We start from the raw sequence: 21,013 nt of genomic DNA, 5'->3' as shown, positions 1-21,013 counted from the left end.
ACTATAAGCTAAAAAAGGAGGGAAAACAGTGAGCGTAACTGTCAAAGATGTCGCCAAAAAAGCCGGCGTCGCTACTTCAACTGTTTCTCGGGTCGTGAATGATCACCCTAGTATCTCTGAAGACACAAAAAAGAAAGTACGCAAAATCATGGCTGAGATGGGCTACGTGCCAAATTTGGCTGCGCGAAATCTAGGCAAGCAGATTTCAAGCGCGATCGGTGTTATCTTGCCGCCTTTGGATTCAAAGGAACGGCTAGGAAATCCTTTCTATTTAGAAACGATCGAAGCCATCAACGAAGAAGCTCGCCACCACCAAATGACGGTTGCGGTTGCCTCTGCCCGTGATTTTGATACATTATTGAAAAATGTGGAACGTATGCACCTTCAAAAACAAGTGGATGGTTTTATCTTAGTCTATTCCGATGAAAAAGATCCAATCATTGATTATTTAGTTCGTAAAAAAGTTCCTTTCACATTGATTGGACATCCTTACAGCAATGAAGAAAATATCGTTTTTGTTGATAATGACAACCAAATGCTGGGAAAACAAGCGACAGAGTATCTGATCTCCCAAGGACACTCTAAGATATTGTTTGCTACGAATACAACTCACGAAAATCTCTATTTCGAACGTTTCTTTGGCTATCAAAAAGCAATGATGCTAGCCAACCTGCCTTTTTATCCGGCATTGACATTTGAACAGGCAGAAGACTATGTCAATTTCGAGACAACGATCAAAGAGACCGAAGCAACGGCAATCGTAGTAATCGATGATCTTTTTGCAGTTCGGATCATCCAACTGGCAACGATGTTCGGGTATAAAGTTCCGGATGATCTATCTGTGATCAGCTTTAATAACTCGATTTTTGCTACATTGACCCATCCTTACTTGACCAGCATTGACATCAACGTCTTATCCTTAGGAAAAATCGCCACAGAAAGCTTGATGGCACAATTAAACCATGAAGGTTCAAATGCGGTTCAGCTTGTCGTCCCGCATAAGCTGATTAAACGAGAGACTGTCTTGAACCTCAATAACTTAGCATAAATTGCATTGTCTCATGACAAATAAGAAGCAAGAAAGTCCAGAATAACCGGACTCTCTTGCTTCTTATTTGTATTCTTTGCTTTCTAACCGAAACAGGGGACTCATCGGTGTATTTTCGTGGATTCGTTTGACAGCCTCGCCCATCAGTTCTGCACAAGAAAGGTAAGACAACCGTTCTGGATGCCGTTCTTCGGCAGTCCAACAAGAATCTGTGACACAAATGTTTTCGATGACAGATTGATCAAGAATGTCTTTGGCCGGTGGTGACAATAACGCATGAGAGACGCACGCATAAATCTCACTAGCTCCTGCTTCTTTTAGCAAATCTGCTGCCTTTGACAATGTTTTGCCTGTATTCAAAATATCATCTACTAAAATACATTTTTTGCCGGCAACATCTCCAATCACATAGCCACCATCTGCCTCATCTTGATCAACGATCGCAATCGCTGTATCTAAATATTCGGCTAAACTGCGGGTCCGCTGAACTCCGCTATTTTTGGGAGAGACAACGACATATTCATCTCCGATCATTTTTTTCTCGCGATAATAATGCGCGAAAAGCGGAATCGTAAATAGATTATCAACAGGAATATCAAAGAAGCCTTGCACCTGCACGGCATGCAGATCCAATGTCAAGATCCGTGTCGCCCCAGCTTCCACTAACATATTGGCAATCAATTTTGCCGTGATCGGTTCATGAGGATTTGCCGTCCGGTCTTGTCTTGCATACGCATAGTACGGTAAAACCACATTAATCGTTTTGGCACTTGCACGTTTCATGGCATCGATCATGATCAACAATTCAAGATAGTGATCATTGACTGGTTCATTGGTTGATTGAATGATAAAAATATGATCGCCACGAACACTTTCCTCAATATTGATCGCGATCTCTCCATCACTAAATTGTGTTACTTTTGACTTACCTAACTCTGTACCGAAAACTTTTGCAATTTTCTCGGCTAACGGTCTGTTGCCGTTCAAACTGAAAATCTTCAATGAACTATCTTTATAACTTTCGCCCATGTCTGCCTCCAAGTGAAGTGAATTGTTTCTTTTATTCTAGCACATTATAGGTGCTTTTTTCATTAAATTAATTTAAGGTAACGAGACGGTTCCGTTAATCCAGCTGGCTGGAATCACTTGATTGTAATTCCCCCAGTTGTCATGAACTTTTAGATAACGTCCGGTCTCTGTTTCTAAATAAGCATATGCGACTACCCAGTGATTGCCGTAGGTACTTCCTAAAGGCTTCAAGAGACCAACGATCACCGGTTTGCCTTGATCGATCCGTTTGCAGGCTCGCTGCCAGCCGCCGAAAACTGTGGCACGCCCCCGATAAGGTAGATCAAAATGAGTGAAAAAGCGTGATAGTCCATGAGCCACCTGCCAAGCAATCGTTGGCAATCCATGAGGTTGAATCAAGAGCCGCAAGATGTCAGTCAGTGCGCCCGGCTGCAGCTGATTTTTCCTTCTCACTGTTTTAGGGATGATCTGCTCATCGATATAATCTTGATAATAAGCCAAAAACACGGTGGCAGCATAAGTTCCGCACAAATAGCCGGAAGGTGTTACCCAAGATTTGTAGCGGCGGAATCGTTCTTCTGGTATTCCCTGCCAAGTATCTATGTTCTCTCTTTCTTCCATCGCCATTCCTCCTTACCAAAGTATATCTTAATAGTACCACGGGAATCAGCCGGTTTAGACACTAAGGAACTTTTTCGTTAAGAAAAAAACAAACTTTTTTTGCGTACTGGAAAATTTTGTTCCATAATAGGAGAAAGCATAAAAAGGAGCGAAGCATATGACAACATTATTAAAAGATGATTTTTATGATTATGTGAATGGCGATTGGTTGGAATCAGCGGTGATCCCTGCGGATAAACCGGCAACTGGAGGTTTTCAAGATCTGGTAGACGGAATCGATCAGTTGATGATGGCTGAGTTCAAGAATATGGCGGCAGATCCTTTAGCAATTCCTAAAGGAAAAATGAAAGACGCCGTTGCTTTCTATCGCTTAGCAAGCGATTTTGCTACCCGTGATGAAAACGCAGGTCAAGAAGTTTTGCCGATTTTGGCAAAAATCGAAACCCTTGCGTCTTATGACGAGTTAAATGCACAGCTACCTGAATTCATTCTTAACGGCATCCAACTACCATTTGCTTTCGATATCGACTCCGATATGAAAAACGCGAAAATGAATACACTGTTGGCCTATCCGCCAGCAACGATCTTGCCTGACAAAACATATTATACTGACCACCCGCAGGCAGAAGAGTTACTACAAGTTTTCTTCGACAATGCTGTTGCGCTCTTAACGAAATTAGGGAAATCACAATCCGAAGCAGAGTCGTTGGTAGAACAAACACTGGCTTTTGATAAATTGATTGCTCCTCATGTTCGCAGCGCGGAAGAAAATGCCGATTACAGCAAAAATTACAATCCGCAAAGTCTAGATACCTTTGCACAGCATTCGGCGCAACTCGACTTCAAAAAGACATTAACCGCTTTATTAAATGCCGAACCAAAAGAGCTGATCGTGACTGAGCCTGAGTACTTTGAGGCATTCGATATCATTGTCTCTCCTACCCACTTTGATTTATTGAAAAGCTGGATGATCGTTCATCAAAGTTTGCGCTACACTGGATATCTTAGTGAAGAACTACGCCAACTCGGCGGAGCCTACAATCGGTACCTCTCTGGCATTGATGAAGCGATGCCTAAAGAAAAAGCCGCCTATTATCTGACGATTGGCCAATTTAGTCAAGTCGTCGGTGATTATTATGGTCGCAAGTATTTTGGTGAAAAAGCGAAAAATGATGTAAAACATATGGTGGAAACGATGATCGGCGTCTATCAAGATCGTTTGACCAGCAATACTTGGCTCAGCGAGCATACCAAACAAAAAGCAATCGTTAAATTAAATAAACTAGGAATCCATGTCGGTTATCCAGACAAAATCCCAGCTATCTATGATCGACTGCACACAGACCCTGATGCATCATTGTTACAAAATGCACTACGTTTTGGACGTATCTTCCGGGAAGATCTTTTTAGCAAATGGCAAAAACCGGTCGATCGCGAGGAGTGGGAAATGTCTGCAGCAACAGTCAATGCCTACTATCATCCTTTCAAGAATGTGATCGTCTTCCCAGCAGCTATTTTACAAGCACCATTTTACAGTCTGTCTCAATCAGCAAGTGCCAATTATGGTGGGATCGGTGCAGTGATCGCTCATGAGATTTCCCATGCTTTTGATAATAACGGAGCCAAATTTGACGAATTCGGCAACCTGAATAATTGGTGGACAGCAGAGGACCTGGCCCATTTTGAGACATTGGCTCAAGAAATGATCAATGAATTCGACGGCTTGCCATTTGCTGGTGGAACGGTCAATGGCACCTTGACAGTATCGGAAAATATTGCCGATGCTGGTGGATTAAGCTGTGCACTAGAAGCAGCAGAAAAAGAAACTGACGTCTCACTAGAAGACTTCTTTATCAATTGGGCAAAAATTTGGCGCACAAAAGCCAAAGAACAATATCAACAGTTGCTGCTGGCCATTGATGTTCATGGCCCTGCCAAGTTACGGGCCAACATCCAAGTTCAAAACATCGATTCCTTCTTCACTACTTTCGGTATTGAACCGGGAGATGGCATGTACCGGGCTCCTGAAGACCGTGTTCAAATCTGGTAAGATACAGCTTGCTACGAGGCATTTGTTACGAACTGTTTGGTTATGAATCATTGGTCCATTTGTTGATGCAACTTTAAAAAAAAAAAAGAGGATTCACCTCACATCATTAGCCAAAGTAGTTCAGAAATACAATCAGCCGCCACCTTCATCAAAAGATACAATATTAAGACCGCCCCCGAAAAGTTAGCTGTTTGCTGCTAACTTTTCGGGGGCGGTGATTTTATTTTCCTAGTGCTTTTTTGATCATTTCGATTAGAGAATCAAATTGGGAATGGTCCTTTACGACTTGGTCAGCATGATGCCGGTTGCTTCTATCTTTCATAAAGTCCATGAGTTGATCTTTATCTTGAATGCCTAGTTTTGTCATCAATGCTTCCACATTTTCAAAATCGGTATACTTTTGCATGAACGTATCATTCAAAATCTTGTCAACATCCAATTCACCGCTTTTATAGGACTGATACAATCCTGTCAATTCACTGAAACTAAACTGTTCTTTTAATTGATCCATAAATCCCATTACACTCAGCTCCTTTTTTTAAAGAATAGTAGCCCCTAATGTCTGCTCAAAGTGGCGCAACGCCCATTCATGACCGACTGGATCGAAACTTGCGACAGCATCTTTGAAAATAAATAATCGATACCCAAGGTTATACGCATCGACAGCCGTATGCAAGATACAGATATCTGTACAGACACCAGTCAAATAAAGTGCAGTAATGCCCCGTTCCCGTAAACGAATGTCAAGATCTGTCCCACTAAACGCCGAGTAGTGGCGCTTATCGATCCAGTAAACATTTTCTTTTTCTTTGTGATCTTCATACACTGCAGCTAGTGTCCCGTAGAGATTCCGTCCCTCTGACCCTGCCAGATTATGAGAAGGAAACAACTGATTTTCTGGATGATAAGGATCTTCTGCTTCATGGCGATCAATGGCAAAGACAACAAAATCCCCTTGATCGATAAATCGTTGGGTATGATCTACTAATGTTGTTTCAATCGCTTGACCCGCTTGACCGGTCGTCAAACGACCAGTATCAGCTACAAAATCGACCGTATAATCAATTGAGAGTAATGCGTTCATTTGTGATCTCCTCCAATTTTATTTCAGCTTTTTAACAAAGGCGAGCACCATTTCTGCAGAGCGCTTGCCGGCTTCCAAAATGAATTCGTCAAAGGAAACTGTTGCAGCATGATCCGCAGTGTCACTGATGGCTCTTACGACAAGGAAAGGAATATTGAATTGCTTCGCTGTTTGGGCGATCGCAGCACCTTCCATCTCGCAAGCCAAAGCGTCTGGGAAGTGCCTTAGGATTTCTTGTACTTTACGTCCGTCATTGATAAAGCTGTCCCCTGTTACGATCAAGCCATTTTTTACATTGTGATTCGTTGCTTCTGCGGCTTTGGTCATTTCGCCGATCAAGTAACGACTGGCCTCGAAATACAAAGGCATTCCCCCTGGGAGTTGCCCATATGTATACCCAAATCCAGTAACATCTACATCGAAATAAGCTAGTTTTTCTGAAATCACAAGGTCGCCAACAGCTAAACCAGCACCGATTCCCCCAGCAGATCCAGTATTGATCACCATGTTGACCCCATATTGCTGAATCAGCAAACTTGTTGTCAGTGAAGCGGCAACTTTCCCGATTCCAGATCGAACAACGATCACTTCATGATTGCCGATACTGCCGGAAATAAATAGTGCTCCAGCTCGCTCCCAAGATAAGGGAGCTTCCAATGCTTCCCGCAACATCTTAATTTCTTCATCCATTGCACCGATAATACCAATTTTCATCTTGTAGCCTCCTGACGATCCTATACATTATATCTTAATAAAAGATCATTTTTTCTCCTTTTATGATAAACTAGTTTTACTCAAAGGAACAGTTTTTTGTCAGACCATTAAGGAGGTTTTTATGTCTGAGATTTTTAATAAAATGGCCGACCATTACGATACACCCCCAAGGATTGCTCTAGCTGAAAAGATTACAGCAGCAGTAAGACCCCAACTGATGAATGCCCGTGAACAAATTCTTATTGATTATGGCGGCGGAACAGGTCTTGTTAGTTTACCGCTGGCCCCTTTAGTCAAGCAACTGCAGATTTGGGATACTGCAGAGGGCATGCTGGCGATCGTTGATCAGAAGGTCACCCAGCAAGGGCTGACAAATGTTTCTGGATCACTCCACGATTTAACGAAGGAGTCCATTCATGAAGAAGCAGATATCGTTCTGTTATCGCTGATAATGCTTCATATTCCCGACACAGAACATTTACTGCAGCAACTTTATCAATTGTTAAAACCCGGCGGACGTTTGTTCATCGTTGATTTCAATAAAAACCAATCCGTCTCACATCCTAAAGTACACAATGGATTTGAGCAAGACACGCTGCTCCAACTAGCAGAATCAGTAGGTTTTGATTCAGTAAGTTATGAAACATTTTTTGAAGGTCCACAGTTGTTTATGGGGCAAGATGCTGCTCTTTTTCTATATAGCGCTGCTAAGCCATCCCAGCCATAAAACAAAAAAACCAGCATGCTGAGCGCTGATGCTCTGCGTGCTGGTTTTTGATTAGATACATGTGCTGATCAACGAATTAAACCCGATTAATCGTGTTCCTTAAAGCAAAAAGATCGCTAATGCAACTACGATCAGCAGCAATGCCACTACCACGATTGCTTTGATCAAAAAAGTATTCAAGTTGCGGGACTTCTGATTTTCTCCTGCTCTCGTTTTAGTGATCGCTTTATTTTTTTTACGGACTTTCCGATAATGATTGTCGATTTGCTTTTCTTTTTGCTTCCACTCTTTGTTTGCTTGCTTAGCAACGATCTTTTGGTTTCGCTCAGAAGCAGCCATTTCTTCTTCACGACGTCGACGCAATTCAGAGCGGGTGATCAGTGGTTCTTTAGGCACGGCTGTTCCTCCGTTTCAATTCTAAAAGCTCCCAAAACTGAATCGCAAAAATCGTTTTTGCATCACAGATCGTTCCATCTGCGATTGCTGCTTTGGCTTCTTTCATTGTCAATTCATACACTTCCAATACTTCATCCTCATCTTGAGGCAGCGGGTTCTCTACTTTTTGTAATTGTTTCGCGTGAAACAAATGCAGCACTTCATTAGCAAAGCCCGGGGAAAGGTACATCGAATGCACATGTTCCAACGTTGATGCTCGGTAGCCGGTTTCCTCTTCTAATTCACGAGCACCAGTCAATTCGGGCTGTGCACCTTCTCCTGGATCGATCTTGCCTGCCGGAATCTCTAAAATGACTTTCTCTAATGGCTTGCGAAACTGGCGGACAAAAATCATTTTATTTTCTTCCGTCACAGCGATCACTGCAACACCGCCTGGATGAAAGACCAACTCTCGTTTGCTAGTACCGCCATTTGGTAATGCGACATCATCAACAACGACATCAATGATTTTTCCATGAAAAATCTCGTTTCTGGCAATCGTTTTTTCTTCAAAATCTTTATAGGTTAACATTTTTTCACCTGACCTTTAACGTCTTTTCTACAAAATACTTTAGCATAGTTTCTCAAAAATATCTCCTTAAGAAAGAGCAAGAAAGATTATGATTTTACTAAATATCGGAAAATCCACCCCAAGTCTGATATTTTTCTACTAGTGAACATGCTAAAATAAGGATGTCGAACAATCCCTATATTACTTGTCCAAAGAATTTTAGGAGGAGGAAAAATGAAAAAAATATTTGGCTGATCGTTTCTGCGATCGCTGTAATCACACTTTTTGCCTTTATCAGTTCCACAGGCACTGATTTATTTACTGTCTTGTTGCTGATCGTTGGCGCGATTCTGGTATTTATCGGTCTGAAGGGGCGTAAGGTAGAAGCAAATCCCAATGTGTTACCTATACTGACGAAAGAAAAAGAAGCGCATTACTTGAAAAGCGGTATGTCTCCAAGTGAAATCGAACTGTTCCGAGAAACCATGAATCAAACCAAACAACAGATCGAGCATTTACAAAAAAACATCAACCGCAGCAATAAATTAAAAGCGATCGACTTGCGTCATGATGCATTACGCGCTTCGAAAGCACTGTTCAAAGAGTTGGTCAAAGAACCGACGAAATTACATTCGGCGAGTCATTTTCTTTACACCCATTTGCCGAACATGGTTGATTTGACAGACAAATTCATTGAGATCAATGAACATGAGATCAAAAGCCGTGAAACCTATGAAAAAATCGAAGAAAGCACTCAAATCATTGAACAAATGGCCTCGTTGATCGCTAAAGATTATCAGCAGTTTGTGGCAGATGATTTAGATGATCTTGATATCGAGTTATCCATTGCCAAACAAAGCATAAAACGAGATAATGAATAGGGATGGATTCCTTTGCTCGATCTTCGAATGAAGCGATCCAAAAAAAAATCTAGCCCAGGCTAGATTTTTTTCGAAACAAGACTTAGGAGGAGTTAGAATGACGGAGACACCAAATCAAGTTAAACCAGTAAACGATACTCTTGATGATCTATTGAATAATCCATTTGCAACCCCTGTCGATACATTGACGACAACCCAGCAGGCAGAGATCAATGCCTTGCAAGAACAACAAAAAGCCTCTCGCTTAATTGATAAATTACCACCTGAGCGACAAGCACAGGCACAAGAGTTAGCGAATAAGATTGATCCAACCGACCAACAAGCAGTCATTACCTATGGCGCAGCTGCTCAAACCAAGCTGGGAGAATTCTCTCAATCGATGCTGAATCATGTGCAAGCAGCAGATATCGGACCTGTCGGTGATTCATTGACAGAGTTGATGTATCGTCTGCAAGAAGCTAATCCAGATGAATTACGGGCAGGAGAAGGCAATCTCTTCAAACGGATGTTTGGCAAAGTCAAACAATCGATTTTTGAGATCACCGCTAAATACCAAAAAATCGGTGCTCAAATCGATAAAATCGCTGTTAAATTAGACAAAGAAAAAGACGGTCTGTTAAAAGACAATTTGATGTTGGAACAGCTTTACCAAAAAAACAAAGATTACTTCGATGCATTGAATATCTATATTGCTGCCGGTGAGTTAAAAATGCAAGAACTACAAACAACGATTATTCCTGAAGCAATGAAAAAAGCACAAGAAACGAATGATCAGATGGATGTACAGATCGCCAATGACTATACGCAATTTTTGGATCGCTTAGATAAGCGGACCCATGACTTGCGCTTGGCCCGTCAGATCACGATCCAACAAGCACCACAGATCCGTTTGATCCAAAATACCAACCAAGCATTAGCAGAAAAGATTCAGGCATCTGTCAATACAGCGATTCCTTTATGGAAAAACCAAGTCGTTATCGCACTGACTTTATTGCGTCAAAAAGATGCGGTTACTGCACAACGCCAAGTTTCGGAAACAACGAATGATCTCTTACGTAAGAACTCTGAAATGCTGAAGGTCTCTGCGATCGAAACAGCTAAAGAAAACGAACGAGGAATCGTTGATATCGAAACGCTGCAAAAAACGCAAAACGATCTTGTCGAAACAATTCAGGAAACATTGCGTATCCAAAAAGAAGGAAAAGAAAAACGCCGAGCGGCCGAAGTGGAATTGGGTCACTTGGAAGAAGACCTCAAAGATCGCTTGTTAGACTTGACTGGAAACAAATAATTCAGGCAGACGCAATACTGTTTTCTATTAGCTGAACGAGCCTCTGGGAATCTCTCAGGGGCTCGTTTTTTACAGTGTCATCACTTTTGGTTTCCTGCCAAGACATGAACAAAAACAAGAGCGTTAGCAAACACTAACGCTCTTGCTGGTTTTCTTCATTCAATGCACTGTTGCGGTACCCATAGATAAAATAGATCAGCAAACCAATGACGATCGTAATACCAAAAACGATCCAAGTGGCTGTCTGCAATCGCGTCATCAAGAACAAACAGCTAGCAACAGAAACTAATGGCAAGACTGGCACAAGCGGCACCTTGAATTCCCCTTTTTTGGGCATGCCCATCATTTTACGCAGCTTGATGATCCCCAACGACATTAAGATCAAGTAGGCCAATGCCACGATATTCGTTAATTCTGCCAAAATATTCAATGGAAAAGCTGCGGCAAAAAAGAAGGCGACGACTCCAGCTGCATAAGTCGCTTTTTTCGGTGTCTTATGCTTAGGATCAATTTTTTGCAATGATTTTGGCAACAAGCCATCCTTACTGATAGCATAAAGCAAACGTGCTAATGAGTACATCATGGAAATCGTCACTGTCAGCAGCGTTAAAATGGCACCCACCGAAATCACCGAACCAACTACGCCGTGATCGATATATCGCATGGCAAAAGCTACCGGATCATTGACATTCAATTCTGTAAAGGGAACGATTCCAGTCAAAATCAGCGTGACCACGATATACAATAAGGTAGCGATCGCAATTGAACCGATAATTCCCCGGGGCACATCTTTTTTCGGATTTTCAACTTCTTCCGCAGCCATTGCGACCGCATCAAAGCCCAAAAAAGCAAAGAAAACAAGTGCCGCCCCATTAAAGACGCCCGAAAATCCGAAAGGCATGAACGGCTGCCAGTTGCTTGGCTTCACAAAAAATACCCCCAAAAAGATAAAAAGCGCAATGATCCCGAATTTGACCCAAACCATAGCATTGTTCAATCGCAAGGCTTTTTTGGCTTCTTGACTTACCCAAATCGTCACAAAAATGATCACTAATCCTGCAATCAGATCAATGTACGTTCCTTCGCCAGGATTATAGCCAGCAGTCAGCGCTTTTGGCAGATGCACACCGATACTTGTCAAGAACCCTTGGACATAACCGGACCAGCCAGAGGCCACCGAAGATACTGCCAACATAAACTCGCATAGCAGAAACCAGCCAGCGAGCCATGCAACAAATTCGCCAAATACAACATACACATACGAATAGGCACCGCCTAATACAGGGATACGGGAAGCAAACTCCGCAAAAGAGAGCCCTGATAAGATAACGACAAAAGCCGCTAAGACAAATGACAAGATCAATGCTGGCCCTGCATATACAGCAGAAGCCACACCGGTCACAACAAAAATCCCTGTGCCGATGATTGCGCCAATACCCAACATGATCAAGTCTTTCAATTTCAAATCTTTTTTCAAATGACTAACGGGACTGGCTTCAATAGTTTTTTTACGAAATAAATCCATAAATCCTCCTAAATTTCACTACTTATGCAGCTTTCATATACCCTAGAAGGATACCACCAAAAATAACAAGCAAGCAACCAAAAACCACATATTTGAACTCTTTTTTGGTTTTTTTCTCCCCTAATAAGAATATGCCTCCCAGTGTAGAGATAATAATCCCCATCTGTGACAGCGAGAAACCCACGGCCAGTCCGATCTGTTGAACTGTTATCAACATACAAACATTTCCTATTCCCCACAACAATCCTGATAATGTATTCTTCCAGACCGCCCGATTGACTTTGGTTTTTCTTAGAGCAAAGAAACTAGCGCCAATCAGCATGCCTATACTCTGAGGCAAGATAATTGCCAATGGGTCAATTCCCGCCCAAGTAATAATGATTGTGTAAGCACCATAGCCAATTGTTGAGGAAATCAACGAACGAAAGCCTCTAGGAAAATCCAACATCTTGTTTTCTGTCTCAGGCATTTGTTCCCCGTCTTGTCGTGCGGTCAAATAGGCACCAGTTACTAATAAAATCAATGCGGTGATTCCCAACAAATAGTCTCGTGATTGCGTCCATTCGCCAAAAAAAAGGGCACCAGCAATTGTATTTAAGATCAATTGCATACCAGTAGATAACGGAAGCCCCACCGAAACGCCCAGATATTTCATTCCATGAAATTGACCATTTTGACCAACTGACCAGCAAAGTCCTGACAGCAAACCAATCACTACGATCCAGCCATCAATCGTCGGCATAGTGACAAAGAAAACAATCAGTGAAAAAAGGAATGCACCAATTGTCATTCCTAATGTCTGTTGATTCGCATCCCCACCTAATTTTCCACTGACCAATCCGATACTGCCCCAGGCAAACATCGGTATTAAAGCAAATACTATACTCATCTTATCCATCCTTATCATTCAATTTGACACACAAGGTTCAGTGTATCAGTGAAAACGGTATAGAGACAAGAACTAAATGGTATTTCTCAAAAAATCATTAGCGATTTTCTTGATAGTAGCTTAGCAGAGGGAAGTAAAGCGTGACGGTTGTCCCTTCTCCTACAACCGATGAAATCGTTAACTCAATTCCTAATTCTTTGGCCAGATTCTTGGCTAAATAGAGCCCTAACCCTGTCGAGTGCATATCAGTCTTCCGACCATTCTCACCAGTAAATCCCTTATCAAAGACTCGCCTTAGATCTTCTGCCGGAATACCGATTCCAGAATCTTCTACCGAAAGACGCGTTCCTTGCCCATCTTTTTGGATTTGGACAATGATTCGCCCATTTTCCGGAGTATACTTCAACGCATTACTGAGGATTTGCCGAAAAATAAAACTCAGCCATTTGCCGTCAGTTAATACTTGCTGGTCTCCCCCTTTAATCGCATAGTGAATATTCTTCTGAATGAACACGTTGGCTTGACTGCGAATAACCGGCTGAATCGTCGCTTTCAATGACACTTCTTGAACAAGGTAATCTTTGGAAAAACTGTCCAAACGTGCCACATACAGCACTTGTTCCACATACTCATTGATCCGATTCACTTCGTTTTCCAGTAAAATATACTTTTCATCTGGAATATCAAATTCAATCGAATTTAACAGTAAGCGCGTCGCTGCCAAAGGTACTTTAATCTCATGGACCCAAGAATCAATGTATTCCTTTTGCTCTTCTTGATTGCTTATCACTTGCTGCATCAAGTCTTGGTGTTCGCGAATCAGCTGATTGATATAGTTTTGAACCAGTTCTTCCTCTGATGAACGCGCACCATGAATATAGTTTTGTAAGACACTATCTGACTCATGGAATGTGAGCTTTTGCCAGAAACGACGTTTAGTAATATAAAAAACGCCCAAAAAAAGCAGTAGAACGACTGATTCCATCAAAAAAAGATAGCCAACAGTTCCCCAGTCGATGGGGAAATCAGGTGTCAGCCACATCACTAGAATCATCAGCAAGAAAAAAATCACCCAACCAATCAGAAGTAACCAGCGGTCTTTTAAGAAGGCAATGAATGACATCGGTTTGTTCATGGCACAATATACCCTTGTCCAACTTTGGTTTCGATGTAATTATCCATACCGGCTTGCTCAATCTTCCGACGCAAGCGATTGATATTGACAGTCAATGTATTGTCGTCAACAAAACGTTCATCATCCCAGAGCGCTCGCAACAGCTTTTCTCGACTAAGGATCTTCCCGTGATTCTTCATCAATATATATAATAATCGATACTCATTTTTGCTTAAATCAATTACCTCATCATTGATCTGCATGCTGCTGTTGTCGATATTCAAAGTAAGCCCATTGTGAACCAGCGTTTCGCTGTTGTTTTCGACATAGTTATAGGAACGGCGCAGCAGTGCATTGATTTTTGCAATCAAGACATCGATCTCAAATGGCTTCGTCACGAAATCATCTGCCCCCATGTTCATCGCCATGATCATATCCATATTCGTATTACGGCTTGATATAAAAATAATCGGTACTTTCGATGTCTCTCTGATTTTCTGGCACCAATAATAGCCGTCAAAAACCGGTAAATTGATGTCCAACAAAATCAATTGCGGTTCTTGCTCTTCAAAATCGTCAAAAACCTGATGAAAATCAGTTGTTCCAAATGTTTCGAATTGCCATTTTTCAAGTTCTTCGATGATCAGCTGGCGAATAACTGCTTCATCTTCTACTACCATGATTTTTGCCATCTGAATATTCCCCTCCACTTCTTTTCTTTACTTTAACAAATATCTAAATCGAAAGCGAATGATAATCCCAGCTTTAAAAAAAGCTAAAAAAACTCTCAAATCCGCCAGATCAAAAAGTTCTTTTTCTCTGACTCTCTAAGAGTTTCTTTGTCTATTCAATAATCATCGCTGCTTCTAATAATAACTTTCCAACAAATAAAACGATCCCATCTACAAACAAGACACTCATATTGACGCCCAGTAACATAGACAATCGTTCTACCACATCGATCTGCGGTCGTTTTCTCATGTATGCTATCAGAAAAAGATTCACACCATAAGTGACAGCCATGATCACTAACATAATAAATACCAACATTAACCCTTCATTCTCTATTCATTATTTTTCTAAAAATTGTTTGATTGCAGACTGATCGATCGCTTCAAACGGCAGCAAACGTTCACTGATTTCGCGGACGATCGCCGGCAAATGTCCAGGTTGGTCATTTTCGATCTGCAAGACCAATAATGGTTCATGCAAACTCAACCGCAACAAAAACCACCCTTGTCCATAAGGTGCAGAAACCTGTATACGGATGCCTTCTTCATTTTCATTGTCAATCTGCCACCCCGATGGGAGATGATGCGCTAGCGATGCGATAACCTTCTCCCCGGTTGCACGATAATCTGAATCATTGATCTTGAAACGCAATTCTTGGGTTTCAACTGGCTGTTTCAGCGCCGCGATCAAGTCTTCCAAACTGATATTTTGCGCACGAAGTGTTGGCAGCAACATCAAGATCTTCGCAATAACATATGCACCATCATCTAAAAAATAGTTTTCCTTGAATGCTGCATGTCCACTAGTTTCAATCGCCAACTGAGCATTAATGCCTTTTTCGTTAAGGGCGATCGCTTTGTTGATGACATTGCGATACCCGGAAATATAACGCACTTGATGACCACCTAGCGATTCAATAAATGTCTTTAGATGAGTGGAGGTCGGGGAATTCGTGACAATACTCGCAGCCGGATGTTCGGATAAGACGATTTTACTCAAAACAGCAATCATGTTGTTGCGGTTCAGCGGCTGTCCGCTTTTGGTCACCACAGCGGATCGATCGACATCGGTGTCAAAGATGATTCCCAAGTCTGCTTGTTCTCGTAAAACGGCTTCCGTAATACTAGCCATCGCTTCTTTATTATCCGGATTAGGAATGTGGTTAGGGAAGTGTCCATCTGGCTCCAGAAACTGTGAACCATTCGTATCTGCCCCTAACGGCACTAAAACTTGCTCTGCAAAAAAACCACCTGCGCCATTTCCAGCATCCACAATGATTTTCATTCCAGCCAATGGCTGTTCTTCTTCTGTCTGCATCCCATGACGAATTTTCGTCACCATATCTGCTGCATAGGGAGTAAGTAAGTCTCGTTGGTAATACTCGCCGAGTTGGTCAGCTGGATGAGCTTCAGGATGTGCTAAGATAAACGAGATATCTTCTTTTTCTGCACCACCAGATTTACTAAAAATCTTGATTCCATTAAAGTAATAGGGCAAATGACTGGCTGTCAGCATCACACCGGCATCACAATCAAAATCAGCAAACTGGGTACTCATAAATAGCGCGGGTGTTGTAGCCAGCCCACAATCAATAACCGTAATCCCTTCTATTCGCAATTGGTTCATAAACGCCTGCTGCAGCGTTTCACCACTTAAACGACTATCACGACCAACTGCCACTTTTAAGGGTTCCGTATATCGCTGCAGCAACCAGGTCCGCAGACCTGAAGCAATTTCTTTCACTGCATCTTCTGTTAAATCCGCTGTAAGATCTGCTGTCGAAAGCGCGATTCCACGGATATCTGAACCATTTTGCAACTTCATTCGCTTCATCTTCTCCACTCCTTTTTTGTAAACGGAAACAACTCCATTATATCAAAGGTAGCATAAAAAGAAACACCTTTTTAGTATTTTTTACTTTTAAACAAACAATTTATGAAGCACTAAATTCGAGAAGAAGACCTAGTAAATTTTTGCAGAAAAAATGCGCTCAGTCCTTGAAAGGAATCCCTTCCAGCTGTAATAGTTTCCGCTTGATCGGCAAACCTCCCCGATAACCAGTCAATCGACCATTTTTTCCCAGGACACGATGGCAAGGGACAATAATCATCATCGGATTGCGTCCGACAGCATTGGCAACCGCTCGGACGGCACTAGGACGTTGGATTCTCGCCGCTAATTCACTATAGCTGACAGTCGTTCCATAAGGGACTTCAGTTAACGCTTGCCAAACAGTTTGTTGGAACGGTGTACCGACAAAGTCAAAAGGAAAATCGAAGGCTACTGGCTCCCCGGCAAAATAGGCTTTCAGCGGCTTTGCATACCTTTCTGGTGTCTGAGAACATTCACGAATTTCTGCATATGGGAAAAAAAGAGCCAACTCTGCATGTTCTGCTAAACGACCAAAATAAGCTGCCCCCTGATCAGTGACACCCAGTTCATACATTTCCTCATTCAATTGGATCTGTGAAACCGTTAAATGCATCCTATTTCCTCCTATCTATCCACTTACTCCTCATAGTTTTTCTTTAGTATAGCACAGCAGCAAGAAAAAAAACGAAGACCCTTAAATCCGGTCTTCGTTTCCTGGGAAAAAATCAGTCTAACTCAATTTTTCCTGTATACAGTTGGTAATAGGTCCCCTTCTCTGCTAATAACGTATCATGAGTACCTCGTTCAATGATTCGACCATGATCCATCACCATGATCACATCTGAATTCTGAATCGTCGAAAGACGGTGAGCGATCACGAAAACTGTCCGACCTTGCATCAGCCGGTCCATTCCAGACTGGACGATCCGCTCTGTTCGCGTATCAATGCTGGAAGTCGCTTCATCTAAAATCATAACAGGCGGATCGGCGATCGCCGCTCTGGCAATTGCTAGTAGCTGTCGCTGTCCTTGTGACAGCCCTTCGCCATCCCCCGTGATTACGGTATCGTACTTCTCAGGTAAATGATTGATGAACATATCCGCATTCGCCAGTTTTGCTGCCGCTTCTACTTCCTCATCCGTGGCATCCAGTTTACCAAAACGAATATTTTCTCGAATCGTTCCTGTGAATAAATGTGTATCTTGCAAGACGATCCCTAATGAGCGCCGCAGAGATTCTAGTTGGATCTTTTGAATATTGATGCCATCATAACGGATCTTTCCCTCTTGAATATTGTAAAAACGATTGATCAAGTTAGTGATGGTCGTCTTACCGGCTCCCGTTGCTCCCACAAAAGCAACTTTCTGTCCCGGTTCAGCAAAAAGATTGATGTCATGCAGAACCATTTGATGATCCACATACCCAAAATCAACTGCTTCAAAACGAACATCTCCAGTCAATTCTGTGTACGTAACAGTTCCATCTTCGTGAGGATGTTTCCAAGCCCAGAGTCCTGTACGATTTGTTGTTTCCACTAAATGGCCAGATTCCCATTTGGCATTGACTAGCGTGACATACCCTGTATCAATCTCTGGGGTCTCATCCAACAAATGAAAAATGCGTTCTGCACCTGCCAAAGCCATGATCACAAAGTTGATCTGCTGTGAAATTTGGCTGATCGGTCCATTCAGCGAACGGCTAAGCTGTAAGAAAGAAGCAATCATCCCTACGGTTAGTCCCGAGACACCATTGATGGCAAAGAGCCCGCCGATAATTGCGATCAGCACGTATTGAACATTCAGCAAGTTCATCATGATCGGCATCAATGTATTGGCATTGACATTGGCCTTTGTAGCACTGGATTGCAACTGGTCATTCAAAGCATCAAATTCCTGCATGACAACGTGTTCATGGTTAAAGATCTTGACAACTTTCTGTCCATGCATCATTTCTTCAATATAGCCATTGACTGCGCCTAGATCCCGTTGCTGTGCGCCAAAGAAGCGGCCGCTTTTGCGGGAGATGATCCGAATCACATTCAGCATCAAAATGACCGAAACCAGTACAAAGCAAGTCAATGGGATACTAATGGAAAACATCGCAATGAAAACCGAGCAAAATGTGACGGCAGCCATCATCAAATTGGGAATACTTTGAGAAATCATTTGCCGTAATGTATCCGTATCGTTGGTGAAATGACTCATCATATCACCATCAGAATGGCCATCAAAATAACCAATCGGTAATTTTTGCATATGTTTGAACATCTGATCGCGGATTTTTTTCTGAGTGCCCTCACTGATTTTGACCATCATAAAGTTGTAAGTCAAACCAGCAATGATCCCAATTAAATAAATAATTGCCATCTGAATAATAGCTGCCAGCAGACCGCTGAAGTTAGGATTGCTTTGTCCCAGCAGCGGAGTGATATGGTCATCGATCACCACTTGCAAAAAAAGTGAGCCGCGAACATTGGCAAAAGCACTTAACAAGATCATGAACAATACGATAATCAACTGCAGTTTGTAATCGCCAAACATGGTCGCCAGCAGCCGTTTCAAGGTTCTCTGGGGATTTGCTGCTTGTCTATTCTTCACCTTCACCAAATCCTTTCTGCTGCGAGTCGTAGACTTCACGATAAATTTCATTGCTAGTTAATAATTCTTCATGGGTTCCGATTCCGTTGATTTTCCCATCATCCATCACAATGATTCGATCGGCATCTTCGATCGAATTGATCCTTTGGGAAATGATGATCGTTGTCGTTCCCGGGATTTCTTGTTTCAATCCTGCTCGAATACTACGGTCTGTCTTTGTATCAACAGCACTAGTAGAGTCATCTAGAATCAGAATTTTCGGTCTTTTTAACAGCGCTCGCGCGATCGTTAACCGCTGCTTTTGTCCACCGGAGACATTATTTCCTCCTTGAGAGATCAACGTGTCATATTTATCAGGAAATTCTTGGATAAAAGGATCCGCTTGGGCAATTTTTGCTACCCGCTGAATCTCTTCATCCGTTGCTTCCGCGTTTCCCCAGCGAAGATTCTCACTGATCGTCCCGCTAAAAAGGACATTGTTTTGCAAAACCATACTGACTTGATCCCTCAATGCTGCCAAATCATAGGCACGAACATCTTGTCCCCCAACGAGAACACGACCGTCAATTACATCGTACAAACGGGGGATCAATTGGACCAGCGTTGATTTTGCACTTCCGGTTCCGCCGATGATCCCGATTACCTCTCCGGATTCAATTCGTAAGTTGACATTTTCCAATGCCAATTTCGTTTGATCATTTGCGTAACTGAAACAAGCATTTTCAAAGACAATTGAACCATCTTTGACTTCTGTCAATGGCGATGCCGGATTTTTCAAGTCGCTTTCTTCATCCAAAACTTCCACCACCCGCTGTGCGGAAGTACGAGCAATCAGAATCTGAACAAAAGCCATTGACATCATCATCAAACTCATCAAGATCTGCATAGTATAGTTGAACATGCTAACCAGTTCCCCTGTCGTCAAGCTGCTGTGCTCAACGATCAGTTGGGCACCGAACCAAGACAACAGCAACATACAGCTATAGATCGAGAATTGCATCAAAGGCATATTGAACGAGACGATTCGTTGTGCTAGCGTAAAGTTGCGGTAGACATCATTTGACACCTCGTCAAAAAGTTCTTCTTGCTGCTCTTCTCTGACGTAGGACTTGACCACACGGATTCCTTGAAGATTTTCTTGGACTACGTTGTTCAAACGGTCATAGATCCGAAATACTTTCAAGAAAAGCGGATGAGCAAAGCGAATCACTAAAGCAAGTCCGATGGCTAGAATTGGCAAGACGACTAGGTAAACCAGCATCAATTCTGGACTGATCGTGCTAACCATGATCAGTGAAAAAACCAGAATCAATGGACTGCGCACCAAGATTCGGATAATCATTTGGTAAGCATTTTGCACATTAGTCACATCGGTGGTCATTCTCGTGATCAAACTAGAGGAAGAAAAACGGTCGATATTGGAAAAAGAAAAATCCTGAATCTTGCTAAAAAGGTTGTGGCGAAGATTTCGAGCAAAACCGGCAGAAGCAATCGCAGCTGTTCGTCCTCCTAAAGTTCCTAGCATCAGTGCCAATAATGAGCACAAAAAAAGCAGACCGCCATAGCGCAAAATGACGCCCGCGTGTCCTTTTTCAATTCCTTGGTCGATCATCATTGCCATGATCAGTGGCATAATGACATCTAGCGCCACTTCGCCGGCAACATAGACCGGTGTCAATAGGCTGGCTTTTTTATAATCGCCAACATTTGCTAGTAATTTTTTGATCATTTCTTTCGTCCCTTCTCTATGTAAAATACTGCTTATTGACTAGTTATCAATTCAACTGTACCGTATCGATAAAAGGTTTTCAAGCATGCATGCTTGAAAACCTGTGATTACTTGATAACAGAAAACCTCTCTCCATTTTTCAAAATCCAAGTAAAAAAACAGAA

Annotated in this window: 21 protein-coding genes; 5 read left to right on the top strand and 16 right to left on the bottom strand. The window is 42.2% G+C overall.

Annotated features, from left to right (window positions below; translation table 11 throughout):
- Positions 1-28 precede the first annotated feature (28 nt).
- Positions 29-1,048: a LacI family DNA-binding transcriptional regulator gene (locus ACTFWY_RS09805; protein ID WP_081131419.1), complete on the top strand. Its 1,020-nt coding sequence runs from the start codon at positions 29-31 to the stop codon at positions 1,046-1,048.
- A gap of 63 nt (positions 1,049-1,111) precedes the next feature.
- Here the strand turns inward: ACTFWY_RS09805 and ACTFWY_RS09800 are convergent, their stop codons facing one another.
- Together ACTFWY_RS09800 and ACTFWY_RS09795 are read right to left on the bottom strand one after the other, a co-directional pair.
- A complete protein-coding gene (locus ACTFWY_RS09800; RefSeq protein ID WP_005472824.1) occupies positions 1,112-2,077 on the bottom strand; it encodes a ribose-phosphate diphosphokinase in 966 nt (321 codons plus the stop codon).
- Positions 2,078-2,149: 72 nt separating this feature from the next.
- Positions 2,150-2,698, bottom strand: a complete 549-nt coding sequence (locus ACTFWY_RS09795; protein ID WP_005472825.1) for a C39 family peptidase — start codon at positions 2,696-2,698, stop codon at positions 2,150-2,152.
- A 157-nt stretch (positions 2,699-2,855) separates the two neighbouring features.
- Between ACTFWY_RS09795 and ACTFWY_RS09790 the strand changes: the two genes are divergently transcribed.
- Positions 2,856-4,748: a M13 family metallopeptidase gene (locus ACTFWY_RS09790; RefSeq protein ID WP_311828395.1), complete on the top strand. Its 1,893-nt coding sequence runs from the start codon at positions 2,856-2,858 to the stop codon at positions 4,746-4,748.
- Between the two features lie 220 nt (positions 4,749-4,968).
- On the opposite strand, the gene ACTFWY_RS09785 is transcribed toward ACTFWY_RS09790, so the two are convergent.
- From ACTFWY_RS09785 to ACTFWY_RS09775, 3 genes are read right to left on the bottom strand one after another with little or no spacing between them, the layout of a single operon-like run.
- A complete protein-coding gene (locus tag ACTFWY_RS09785) occupies positions 4,969-5,268 on the bottom strand; it encodes a hypothetical protein (RefSeq protein WP_081131421.1) in 300 nt (99 codons plus the stop codon).
- 18 nt (positions 5,269-5,286) lie between these two features.
- A complete protein-coding gene (locus ACTFWY_RS09780) occupies positions 5,287-5,832 on the bottom strand; it encodes a cysteine hydrolase family protein (protein WP_311828396.1) in 546 nt (181 codons plus the stop codon).
- Between the two features lie 18 nt (positions 5,833-5,850).
- Complete coding sequence (locus ACTFWY_RS09775; protein ID WP_060813139.1) at positions 5,851-6,546, bottom strand: 5'-methylthioadenosine/adenosylhomocysteine nucleosidase; 696 nt, start codon at positions 6,544-6,546, stop codon at positions 5,851-5,853.
- A 22-nt stretch (positions 6,547-6,568) separates the two neighbouring features.
- Here ACTFWY_RS09775 and ACTFWY_RS09770 point away from each other — a divergent pair, with 22 nt between their 5' ends.
- Positions 6,569-7,273 carry a class I SAM-dependent methyltransferase gene (locus tag ACTFWY_RS09770; RefSeq protein WP_409535810.1) on the top strand — a complete coding sequence of 235 codons (705 nt, stop codon included), beginning with the start codon at positions 6,569-6,571 and terminating at the stop codon, positions 7,271-7,273.
- A 99-nt stretch (positions 7,274-7,372) separates the two neighbouring features.
- Here ACTFWY_RS09770 and macP read toward each other — a convergent pair whose 3' ends face one another.
- Both macP and ACTFWY_RS09760 read right to left on the bottom strand, forming a co-directional pair.
- The gene (gene macP, locus ACTFWY_RS09765) at positions 7,373-7,669 is read right to left on the bottom strand and encodes a cell wall synthase accessory phosphoprotein MacP (protein WP_003128486.1); all 297 of its coding nucleotides are present in this window, start codon (positions 7,667-7,669) and stop codon (positions 7,373-7,375) included.
- Positions 7,662-8,240: an NUDIX hydrolase gene (locus ACTFWY_RS09760; protein WP_081131423.1), complete on the bottom strand. Its 579-nt coding sequence runs from the start codon at positions 8,238-8,240 to the stop codon at positions 7,662-7,664. The genes macP and ACTFWY_RS09760 overlap by 8 nt, the downstream gene beginning before the upstream one ends.
- A gap of 161 nt (positions 8,241-8,401) precedes the next feature.
- Here ACTFWY_RS09760 and ACTFWY_RS09755 point away from each other — a divergent pair, with 161 nt between their 5' ends.
- Positions 8,402-9,100, top strand: a complete 699-nt coding sequence (locus ACTFWY_RS09755) for a 5-bromo-4-chloroindolyl phosphate hydrolysis family protein (RefSeq protein ID WP_439927110.1) — start codon at positions 8,402-8,404, stop codon at positions 9,098-9,100.
- 97 nt (positions 9,101-9,197) lie between these two features.
- Positions 9,198-10,391, top strand: coding sequence for a toxic anion resistance protein (locus ACTFWY_RS09750; protein WP_003128483.1), 1,194 nt, complete (start codon positions 9,198-9,200; stop codon positions 10,389-10,391).
- 133 nt (positions 10,392-10,524) lie between these two features.
- On the opposite strand, the gene ACTFWY_RS09745 is transcribed toward ACTFWY_RS09750, so the two are convergent.
- The 9 genes from ACTFWY_RS09745 to ACTFWY_RS09705 form a co-directional block, all read right to left on the bottom strand.
- On the bottom strand, positions 10,525-11,916 hold the full coding sequence (locus tag ACTFWY_RS09745; protein ID WP_311828397.1) for an APC family permease: 1,392 nt from the start codon (positions 11,914-11,916) through the stop codon (positions 10,525-10,527).
- A 22-nt stretch (positions 11,917-11,938) separates the two neighbouring features.
- Complete coding sequence (locus ACTFWY_RS09740) at positions 11,939-12,805, bottom strand: GRP family sugar transporter (protein WP_003128481.1); 867 nt, start codon at positions 12,803-12,805, stop codon at positions 11,939-11,941.
- 97 nt (positions 12,806-12,902) lie between these two features.
- Positions 12,903-13,928 carry a two-component system sensor histidine kinase SapS gene (sapS, locus tag ACTFWY_RS09735; protein WP_041119852.1) on the bottom strand — a complete coding sequence of 342 codons (1,026 nt, stop codon included), beginning with the start codon at positions 13,926-13,928 and terminating at the stop codon, positions 12,903-12,905.
- An 8-nt stretch (positions 13,929-13,936) separates the two neighbouring features.
- A complete protein-coding gene (gene sapR / locus ACTFWY_RS09730; RefSeq protein WP_003128479.1) occupies positions 13,937-14,611 on the bottom strand; it encodes a two-component system response regulator SapR in 675 nt (224 codons plus the stop codon).
- Positions 14,612-14,762: 151 nt separating this feature from the next.
- On the bottom strand, positions 14,763-14,969 hold the full coding sequence (locus ACTFWY_RS09725; protein WP_003128478.1) for a hypothetical protein: 207 nt from the start codon (positions 14,967-14,969) through the stop codon (positions 14,763-14,765).
- 21 nt (positions 14,970-14,990) lie between these two features.
- A complete protein-coding gene (locus tag ACTFWY_RS09720) occupies positions 14,991-16,484 on the bottom strand; it encodes a phosphoglucomutase (protein WP_005472834.1) in 1,494 nt (497 codons plus the stop codon).
- Positions 16,485-16,641: 157 nt separating this feature from the next.
- Positions 16,642-17,136: a methylated-DNA--[protein]-cysteine S-methyltransferase gene (locus ACTFWY_RS09715; RefSeq protein ID WP_003128475.1), complete on the bottom strand. Its 495-nt coding sequence runs from the start codon at positions 17,134-17,136 to the stop codon at positions 16,642-16,644.
- Positions 17,137-17,248: 112 nt separating this feature from the next.
- Positions 17,249-19,171: an ABC transporter ATP-binding protein gene (locus ACTFWY_RS09710; RefSeq protein ID WP_197081171.1), complete on the bottom strand. Its 1,923-nt coding sequence runs from the start codon at positions 19,169-19,171 to the stop codon at positions 17,249-17,251.
- On the bottom strand, positions 19,110-20,849 hold the full coding sequence (locus ACTFWY_RS09705; protein ID WP_005472838.1) for an ABC transporter ATP-binding protein: 1,740 nt from the start codon (positions 20,847-20,849) through the stop codon (positions 19,110-19,112). The genes ACTFWY_RS09710 and ACTFWY_RS09705 overlap by 62 nt, the downstream gene beginning before the upstream one ends.
- Positions 20,850-21,013: the final 164 nt, after the last annotated feature.

Source organism: Enterococcus sp. 125944 (assembly GCF_051909435.1).
Lineage (GTDB): Bacteria > Bacillota > Bacilli > Lactobacillales > Enterococcaceae > Enterococcus_D > Enterococcus_D gallinarum.
This window is presented reverse-complemented; position numbering and strand designations above follow the sequence as displayed.

Bases quoted from the DNA above. Each gene is read 5' to 3' on its own strand.
- ACTFWY_RS09720 (WP_005472834.1), bottom strand. From the start codon at position 16,484: ATGAAGCGAATGAAGTTGCAAAATGGTTCAGATATCCGTGGAATCGCG.
- ACTFWY_RS09795 (WP_005472825.1), bottom strand. From the start codon at position 2,698: ATGGAAGAAAGAGAGAACATAGATACTTGGCAGGGAATACCAGAAGAA.
- sapR (WP_003128479.1), bottom strand. From the start codon at position 14,611: ATGGCAAAAATCATGGTAGTAGAAGATGAAGCAGTTATTCGCCAGCTG.
- ACTFWY_RS09745 (WP_311828397.1), bottom strand. From the start codon at position 11,916: ATGGATTTATTTCGTAAAAAAACTATTGAAGCCAGTCCCGTTAGTCAT.
- ACTFWY_RS09780 (WP_311828396.1), bottom strand. From the start codon at position 5,832: ATGAACGCATTACTCTCAATTGATTATACGGTCGATTTTGTAGCTGAT.
- ACTFWY_RS09785 (WP_081131421.1), bottom strand. From the start codon at position 5,268: ATGGGATTTATGGATCAATTAAAAGAACAGTTTAGTTTCAGTGAATTG.
- ACTFWY_RS09775 (WP_060813139.1), bottom strand. From the start codon at position 6,546: ATGAAAATTGGTATTATCGGTGCAATGGATGAAGAAATTAAGATGTTG.
- ACTFWY_RS09705 (WP_005472838.1), bottom strand. From the start codon at position 20,849: ATGATCAAAAAATTACTAGCAAATGTTGGCGATTATAAAAAAGCCAGC.
- ACTFWY_RS09715 (WP_003128475.1), bottom strand. From the start codon at position 17,136: ATGCATTTAACGGTTTCACAGATCCAATTGAATGAGGAAATGTATGAA.
- ACTFWY_RS09725 (WP_003128478.1), bottom strand. From the start codon at position 14,969: ATGTTGGTATTTATTATGTTAGTGATCATGGCTGTCACTTATGGTGTG.
- ACTFWY_RS09750 (WP_003128483.1), top strand. From the start codon at position 9,198: ATGACGGAGACACCAAATCAAGTTAAACCAGTAAACGATACTCTTGAT.
- ACTFWY_RS09790 (WP_311828395.1), top strand. From the start codon at position 2,856: ATGACAACATTATTAAAAGATGATTTTTATGATTATGTGAATGGCGAT.
- ACTFWY_RS09710 (WP_197081171.1), bottom strand. From the start codon at position 19,171: ATGAAATTTATCGTGAAGTCTACGACTCGCAGCAGAAAGGATTTGGTG.
- sapS (WP_041119852.1), bottom strand. From the start codon at position 13,928: ATGTCATTCATTGCCTTCTTAAAAGACCGCTGGTTACTTCTGATTGGT.
- ACTFWY_RS09800 (WP_005472824.1), bottom strand. From the start codon at position 2,077: ATGGGCGAAAGTTATAAAGATAGTTCATTGAAGATTTTCAGTTTGAAC.
- ACTFWY_RS09755 (WP_439927110.1), top strand. From the start codon at position 8,402: ATGTCGAACAATCCCTATATTACTTGTCCAAAGAATTTTAGGAGGAGG.
- ACTFWY_RS09760 (WP_081131423.1), bottom strand. From the start codon at position 8,240: ATGTTAACCTATAAAGATTTTGAAGAAAAAACGATTGCCAGAAACGAG.
- ACTFWY_RS09740 (WP_003128481.1), bottom strand. From the start codon at position 12,805: ATGAGTATAGTATTTGCTTTAATACCGATGTTTGCCTGGGGCAGTATC.